At 69.1% G+C, this 6,672-nt stretch carries 9 protein-coding genes and 1 pseudogene; 8 read left to right on the top strand and 2 right to left on the bottom strand.

Features of this window, described 5'->3' with window-relative positions; all coding sequences use genetic code 11:
• On the top strand, nucleotides 1–457 hold a 457-nt coding region (locus VIB55_RS04675), incomplete at its 5' end, for a PP2C family protein-serine/threonine phosphatase (RefSeq protein WP_331875507.1).
• 5 nt (nucleotides 458–462) lie between these two features.
• Nucleotides 463–1,320 (top strand): 16S rRNA (adenine(1518)-N(6)/adenine(1519)-N(6))-dimethyltransferase RsmA, encoded by an 858-nt coding sequence (rsmA, locus tag VIB55_RS04680; RefSeq protein WP_331875508.1) that lies wholly within the window; start codon nucleotides 463–465, stop codon nucleotides 1,318–1,320.
• A gap of 64 nt (nucleotides 1,321–1,384) precedes the next feature.
• Here rsmA and VIB55_RS04685 read toward each other — a convergent pair whose 3' ends face one another.
• Together VIB55_RS04685 and VIB55_RS04690 are read right to left on the bottom strand one after the other, a co-directional pair.
• Nucleotides 1,385–1,585, bottom strand: a complete 201-nt coding sequence (locus VIB55_RS04685; protein ID WP_331875509.1) for a hypothetical protein — start codon at nucleotides 1,583–1,585, stop codon at nucleotides 1,385–1,387.
• A gap of 3 nt (nucleotides 1,586–1,588) precedes the next feature.
• A complete protein-coding gene (locus VIB55_RS04690; protein WP_331875510.1) occupies nucleotides 1,589–2,032 on the bottom strand; it encodes a type II toxin-antitoxin system VapC family toxin in 444 nt (147 codons plus the stop codon).
• Nucleotides 2,033–2,234: 202 nt separating this feature from the next.
• Here VIB55_RS04690 and VIB55_RS04695 point away from each other — a divergent pair, with 202 nt between their 5' ends.
• The 6 genes and pseudogenes from VIB55_RS04695 to VIB55_RS04720 all read left to right on the top strand — a co-directional run.
• Nucleotides 2,235–2,864, top strand: a complete 630-nt coding sequence (locus VIB55_RS04695) for a redox-sensing transcriptional repressor Rex (RefSeq protein WP_331875516.1) — start codon at nucleotides 2,235–2,237, stop codon at nucleotides 2,862–2,864.
• Nucleotides 2,865–3,029: 165 nt separating this feature from the next.
• The gene (locus tag VIB55_RS04700; RefSeq protein WP_331875511.1) at nucleotides 3,030–3,212 is read left to right on the top strand and encodes an arginine deiminase family protein; all 183 of its coding nucleotides are present in this window, start codon (nucleotides 3,030–3,032) and stop codon (nucleotides 3,210–3,212) included.
• Nucleotides 3,209–4,090, top strand: coding sequence for a 3'-5' exonuclease (locus tag VIB55_RS04705; protein ID WP_331875512.1), 882 nt, complete (start codon nucleotides 3,209–3,211; stop codon nucleotides 4,088–4,090). Before VIB55_RS04700 ends, VIB55_RS04705 begins: the two co-directional genes overlap by 4 nt.
• Nucleotides 4,087–4,986 (top strand): MBL fold metallo-hydrolase, encoded by a 900-nt coding sequence (locus VIB55_RS04710; RefSeq protein WP_331875513.1) that lies wholly within the window; start codon nucleotides 4,087–4,089, stop codon nucleotides 4,984–4,986. Before VIB55_RS04705 ends, VIB55_RS04710 begins: the two co-directional genes overlap by 4 nt.
• A 61-nt stretch (nucleotides 4,987–5,047) precedes the next feature.
• Nucleotides 5,048–6,271 carry an acetyl-CoA C-acetyltransferase gene (locus tag VIB55_RS04715; RefSeq protein ID WP_331875514.1) on the top strand — a complete coding sequence of 408 codons (1,224 nt, stop codon included), beginning with the start codon at nucleotides 5,048–5,050 and terminating at the stop codon, nucleotides 6,269–6,271.
• 197 nt (nucleotides 6,272–6,468) lie between these two features.
• Nucleotides 6,469–6,672 (top strand): annotated as a pseudogene (locus tag VIB55_RS04720) (hypothetical protein); the annotation flags it as partial.

A 6,672-nucleotide genomic window follows, 5' to 3' on the forward strand; every position in this document is an offset into this window, starting at 1 on the left:
CCCGTCCGAAGTGCTCCACCGCACCCACCGCGCGGTGATCGACGAGCTGGAAAACACCGAGATGTACCTGACGCTGGTGTACGCGGTCATCGATCCCGCGGCCGGCACGCTCACCTACTCCAACGCGGGCCACGGCCACGCCTTCCGCATCCCGGCCAGCGGCGAGGCGCAGCGGCTGGCCGCTACCGACCCGCCGTTCGGCATCGTCGACCGCGACACCTACGCCGAGACCACGGTGGATTGGGTGAGCGGCGAAGACCTTCTCTTTCTCTTCACCGACGGCCTTTCCGACGCGCTGGATGCGGGCGAAATCGAGGGCGAGCGGGTGCTGCTGGAGGTGGCGACCGACATGCGCCGCGAGGCCCCCGAGCAGATCTGCGCGCGCCTGTTCGACCGCGCGGGCGAGGCCACGCACGTTCCGCCCGACGACCGCACCGCCGTCGTCGTGCGCTTCTGAGCGCCATGCCGCGCGATCCTTCGGCCCCCCACCGCGCCAAGCGGTCGCTGGGGCAGAACTTCCTGGTCGATCCCAATATCCAGCGAAAGATCGTCGACGCCCTTCGACCGTCGCCGGACGACGAGGTGATGGAGATCGGGCCGGGGCGGATGGCGCTCACACAGCACCTGGCGGGTCGCGTGGGCCGGCTGGTGCTGGTGGAGCTGGACAACGCGCTCGCTGCGCGGCTGCAGGAGCGCTTCGCCGGCGACCCGTCGGTGGAGATCGTGCACGAGGACGTGCTGCAGGTGCCGCTGGAGCGCATCTCGGCCGATCCCGCGCGGCTGAAGGTGATCGGGAACATCCCGTACAACATCACCACGCCCATCATCTTCGGGCTGCTGGAGCGGCGGCCGCGGCCGGCCGAGATCGTGGTGATGATCCAACGAGAGGTGGCGGACCGCATCCTGGCGCCGCCGGGGGGCAAGACGTACGGGGCGCTGGCGGTAGGCGTTCGCGCCGTGGCGAAGGTGGAGCGCGTGCTGAACGTCAGCCGCGAGGCCTTCCGTCCTGCGCCCGACGTGATGTCGACGGTCATCCGCATCGTTCCGCTGAACCCGCCGCCGCTGACGGAGGACGACGAGGCCGCGCTGCGGGTGCTCACCCGGGCCGCGTTCGGGCAGCGGCGCAAGCAGTTCCAGCGCATCCTCCGCGACGCGTACGGGCTGTCTCCCGAGCAGGTGCAGGCGCTGGAGGGGGACACGGGGATGGACCTGACCGCGCGTCCCGAGTCGTTCGCCCCCGAGCGCTTCATCGAGCTCGCCCGCGCGCTGCGGTCAGCCGGTCACGTATCGAAGTCTGCGCCCGGTGTCGATCCCGAGTGACTGTCGGAGCACGAAACGCGAAGGGCGCCTCGAGGGAGGCGCCCTTCGTCTACATGGCCAGACGTTACGCCGCGTCCGTCTGCGCCGTTTCATGCTGGAGTGCACTCCGGCGGAACGGCGTCGAGATGATGACTCGGCCTCGCTGGCGCTCGACCTCGGTCAATTCCCGGAGGTGTTCGCAATAGGCGTGCAGATCGTTGTTGAACCCCGCCATGATCTCTCGCCTGGCGCGGTGCACCTCCTCCACGATCGGATCCTCGTGCATGGTTCACCTCTCCATCATGGACGCCGGCGTGGTGAGCAGCGGAGCCGTGTAGCCCAGATCACCACAAAATCTCTGGAAGCGCGGAACCAGCCTGGGATTCGCGATGTGCTTGCGATCCCACGTAAGTACATAGGCTACTCCGTACACCGAGGCAACGGCGACGTGCAGGGCGTCGGAGCGCGCGTGCGACGGAAGCGGTACCTGGCGCAAGAGCACCTCGGCGAGCACCTCTACCTCGCCAGTCACCTGTAGAAGCGGCACACCGTCAAGGTAGCTCCGCCTCCTCCTTGCGAACTCCGCATCGCCCAGCGCCGCTTCGTCGAGAACCGTCGGCGAGGCCAGCAGGATATGTTCCCCGCGGCGAGTGTCCCACCACTCGCGCGTGATCTGCTGGTTGCGTGCCGTGATCGGGTCGCGGCTGGGGAGCGCGGCCAGGTAGCTGATCACGCTCGTTTCCAAGTATAGCGTCGGCTTGTCCATTTGCAAAGCATAACCGTTCACTCCGCGCGGCGGGAGGTGGGGCAGAAAATCCGTCGCGCCTGTGGCTCATTCGGCGCGCGCGTTGACGCTTGGCAGACTCGCGCCTATCTTGTGAACGATTTCACAAGCTGGGCGTCCGGAAGGATCGGCGCCTGCCGTCGCGGGCTGCATCACGCGCATGAAGAAGATTTCTGAGTCGGCCGTGCGCCGGCTTTCGCTGTACCTTCGCCTGCTGCAGGAAGCCGATGCAGCGGGCGCCGAAACCATCTCCAGCGGCCAGCTGGCCGAGCGGGGCGGCACCACGAGCGCGCAGGTGCGCAAGGACCTGTCGCTGTTCGGCTCGTTCGGCAAGCGGGGGCTGGGATATTCGGTGCAGGAGCTGCTGGGCCGCATCCGCGAGATCCTGGGGCTGCAGAAGACCTGGCGCGTGGCCCTGGTGGGCGCGGGCAAGCTGGGCTCCGCCCTCTTCTCGTACCGCGACTTCGAGGCGCGCGGCTTTCACATCCGCGCCGTCTTCGATTCCGATCCGCGCAAGGTGGGCACCGCCTGGGGCGGGCTGACGGTGCGCGCCGACGAGGAGATGGAGCGCACGCTCGCCGCCGAGCAGGCGGATATGGCCATCCTTGCCGTGCCAGCAGACGCGGCGCAGCAGGTGGCCGACCGCATCGTGGCGGCGGGGGTGCGCGGCATCCTGAACTTCGCCCCGGTGCGCCTAAAGGTGGCGCGCGGCGTGGTGCTGAAGAACGTGGATGTGACGCTGGAGCTGGAAGGCCTCTCGTTCGGCCTCAACCCCCGCTGATCTGCCTGCCCACCCGTCCCGATTGCGCCTGCCTGAATGCGTGGTGCGTTGCCCGCACTCAGCCGCCCGGCTATACTCCGCGGTCCTTTGGCCGCCCAAACCTCTGCAACGCCTACGGTACGCGTCACGTCGGTCTCGGTGCGCTCATCTTGTAATCTGCGGCACATGCGCGAACCGACGGACAGGGCGGGATACCGGATCGTGGACGCGACCGACTTCTCCACCGGCAAGGCGCTGGTGCGCGAGGGCGACAAGGCCGTGATCGCCTTCGAAGGCTCCGAGCTGGTCCGCGGCGGCGGCGGCGGCCGGTGCATGACCATGCCTGTTTGCCGGGACGACATCTGGTGATCGACATCGCAATTCCGCTGGACGGCGTTCGCCTGGAGCGCGACGGCTCGCTGACGCAGCGCGCCCTGCGCGTGCTGGCCTCCGAGCCCCTCTCCAGCGCCGACGTGGCGCAGCGTGTCCTGGGCATCACCGGCGGCGCGGGCGCGGCGGCCGCGGCCGTGTTCGCCCTGTTGGGCGCCGATCCGCGCTTTCGCGTTTCCGCGCAGGGCGTGTGGTCCCTCGCCGCGTCGGAGCCGCCGGCGGCGCCGGCCCGACGGCTGCGCGACGAGGCGTTCGTGGTGGTGGACGTGGAAACCACCGGCGGCTCGCCCAAGCAGGGGCACCGGGTGACCGAGGTGGCCGCGGTGCGCGTGACGGGCGGGCAGATCCGCGACACCTTCTGCACGCTCGTGAACCCCGAGCGGCCCATCCCGGGAATGATCTCCTCGCTGACGGGCATCACCAACGCCATGGTGGCCGGCCAGCCGCGGTTCGCCCAAGTGGCGCCGGAGGTGTCGCGGGCGCTGGACGGGTGCGTGTTCGTGGCCCACAACGCCGCGTTCGACTGGCGCTTCATCTGCCACGAGCTGAGCATGTGCACGGGGATGACGCTCTCCGGCCGCCAGCTGTGCACCGTGCGGCTGGCGCGGAAGCTTCTTCCGCAGCTGCCGTCGCGCTCGCTGGATGGGCTGGCCCTGTTCTTCGGGCTGGAGATCGAGTCGCGCCACCGCGCGCTGGACGACGCCCTGGCCACGGCGCGCGTGCTGATCCACTTCATCGACATGCTGGATGAGCAGGGGGTGGCGGATTGGGACGGGCTGCAGGCGGTGCTGGGCAAGCGCAAGCCGCGCGCGCCGCGGAAGAAGAAGAGGATGCCGCAGTCGATGGAGGTGGCGTGACGCAGGTTCCTGATCGGTCGACGGCGCTGCCATTGGTGCAGAGCCGCAAGCTGGGTGCGTTCACCCTGCACGCCATCGAGAGCGGCCTGCAGCGGCTGGACGGCGGCGCCATGTTCGGCGTGGTGCCCAAGCCCCTGTGGGAACGGCGCATCCCCGCGGACGAGCGCAACCGCATTCCGCTGGGCCTGCGCTGCCTTCTCGTCGAAACGCCGGACGAACTGGTCCTGATCGAGACGGGGCTCGGCAACAAGGAAAACGAGAAATTCCGCGACATCTACGGTGTCGACAACGCGGCATCCGACCCGGCGCACCCGGACCGGCTGCACGAGGCGCTCGCGTCGCTGGGCTTCGCCGCGGACGACGTCGGCGTCGTCATCGACACGCACCTGCACTTCGACCACGCGGGAGGGAACACCTTCCGCGACGCGGAGGGGCAGGTGCGCGTCTCGTTCCCCCGCGCCCGCTATCACGTGCAGCGTGGCGAGTGGGAGTGGGCCCACCAGGCGAACGAGCGCACGTCGGCCAGCTACCTGCCCGACAACTACGAGCCGGTGATGGCGGCGGGGCTGTTGCACCTGGTGGACGGAAACGTGCAGATCGCGCCCGGCCTTTCGGTGTACCGTACGCCGGGGCACTGCCCGCACCACCAGTCGGTGCTCATCCAGTCGGAGGGGGAAACGGCTTGCTTCCTGGCGGACGTGATCCCCACCTTCGCGCACCTGCCGCTGCCCTGGATCATGGGCTACGACGTGGAGCCGCTGGTGACGCTGGAAAGCAAGCGCGCCCTGCTGGCGCGCGCGGTGGACGAGCGGTGGCTGCTGGTGTCGACGCACGATCCGTTCGTACCGTGGGGCCATCCGGTGGCGGAGGGGAAGGGCGTTCGGCTGGAGGAGTAGGAAGCGTAGTGCGTGAGTGCGGAACCCAGGCAGGTCCATCATCAAACGCTCGAGGGACGAAATGATCGATATCGCACGTGATCCCCGTACCACCCCCGTGATCGTCAGCGCAGTGCGCACGCCCATCGGCAAGTTCCTGGGCGCCCTGTCGTCGCTGTCCGCGCCCGAGCTCGGCGCCATCGCCCTGCGCGAAGCCGTGGCGCGGTCGGGGATCGACGCGCAGGACATCGCCGAGGTCATCATGGGGAACGTGGTGCAGGGCGGGGTGGGGCAGGCGCCCGCCCGACAGGCCGCCATCAAGGCCGGCCTGCCGGACCAGGTCTCCGCGCTCACCATCAACAAGGTGTGCGGCTCCGGCCTCAAGGCGGTGATGCTGGCGGCGCAGTCCATCCGCGCGGGTGACAGCCAGGTGATCCTGGCGGGCGGGCAGGAGTCCATGAGCAACGCCCCGTTCTACGTCTACGGGATGCGCAACGGCGTGAAGTTCGGCGACCAGACGATGGTGGACGGGCTGGTGCGCGACGGCCTGTGGTGCTCGTTCTGCGAGGTGCACATGGGCGGGCACGCCGAGTACACCGCCAAGAAGGCATCCATCAGCCGCCAGATGGCGGACGAGTTCTCGGTGCAGTCGCACCAGAAGGCCGTGGCGGCGCAGCAGGCCGGCAAGTTCAAGGAAGAGATCGTCCCGGTGGAGATCGCCGGCCGCAAGGGCACCACCGTGGTCGACGCCGACGAGGGCCCGCGCGCCGACAGCTCGGTCGATTCGCTCGGCAAGCTGAAGCCGGCCTTCCGCGAGCACGCCCCCAAGGACGTGACTGACCCCGTCGTTACCGCCGGCAACGCCTCGTCCATGAACGACGGCGCGTCCGCGGTGGTGGTGGTCAGCGAGGAGTACGCGCGCGCCCACGGGCTGACCATCCTGGCCCGCATCGCCGCGTATTCCACCGGTGCGGTGGAGCCCAAGGAGCTCTTCTTCGCGCCGATCGAGGCCGTGAAGAAGCTGATGAAGAAGCAGGGAAGCCAGATCAGCGACTACGACCTGATCGAGGCAAACGAGGCGTTCGCCGTGCAGGCGCTGGCGGATGGCGCCGGCCTGGGCTGGGACTGGGACCGCGTGAACGTGAACGGCGGCGCGGTGGCGCTGGGCCACCCCATCGGCGCGTCGGGTGCGCGCGTGCTGACGACGCTGCTGCACGCCATGCAGGACCGCGACGTCTCCACCGGCCTGGCCACGCTCTGCCTGGGCGGCGGCGACGCCGTGGCGCTCTCCGTCGAGCGCGTCTGATCTCCGTCCTCGCCTCCAGCCCATCGCTGGAGGCGAGATGTTTTCGAAGCCGGGCGATTACGGAATTCGAAGCGAGCACGACCCCACGGACCGCACGATCGCGTGTAGTCCACGAAGGTGGACTTCGTGTGGTCGTTGCTGCGAATTCATTCGCCCCAGCAGGCCACGAACCACGCACCACACCTGAGCCGACACGCATGAGCACCAATCGCTACACCCTGACCCAGCCGGCCGCCGCCGGGCTCGTTCCCTCCCGCACCGCGCGCCGGGTGATCGGCGTCGTGGCGCTTGCCGCGGCTACGGCGGTCGGCGCCCGCATCTCGGTGCTGATCCCGGGAACGCCGGTGCCCTTCACCTTCCAGCCGCTGTTCGTGATCCTCGCCGGCGTGCTGCTGGGCTCG

Origin of the sequence: Longimicrobium sp. (genome assembly GCF_036554565.1) — a bacterium.
Taxonomy (GTDB): Bacteria; Gemmatimonadota; Gemmatimonadetes; order Longimicrobiales; family Longimicrobiaceae; genus Longimicrobium.

Bases quoted from the DNA above. Each gene is read 5' to 3' on its own strand.
- rsmA (WP_331875508.1), top strand. From the start codon at position 463: ATGCCGCGCGATCCTTCGGCCCCCCACCGCGCCAAGCGGTCGCTGGGG.
- VIB55_RS04700 (WP_331875511.1), top strand. From the start codon at position 3,030: ATGCGCGAACCGACGGACAGGGCGGGATACCGGATCGTGGACGCGACC.
- VIB55_RS04685 (WP_331875509.1), bottom strand. From the start codon at position 1,585: ATGCACGAGGATCCGATCGTGGAGGAGGTGCACCGCGCCAGGCGAGAG.
- VIB55_RS04715 (WP_331875514.1), top strand. From the start codon at position 5,048: ATGATCGATATCGCACGTGATCCCCGTACCACCCCCGTGATCGTCAGC.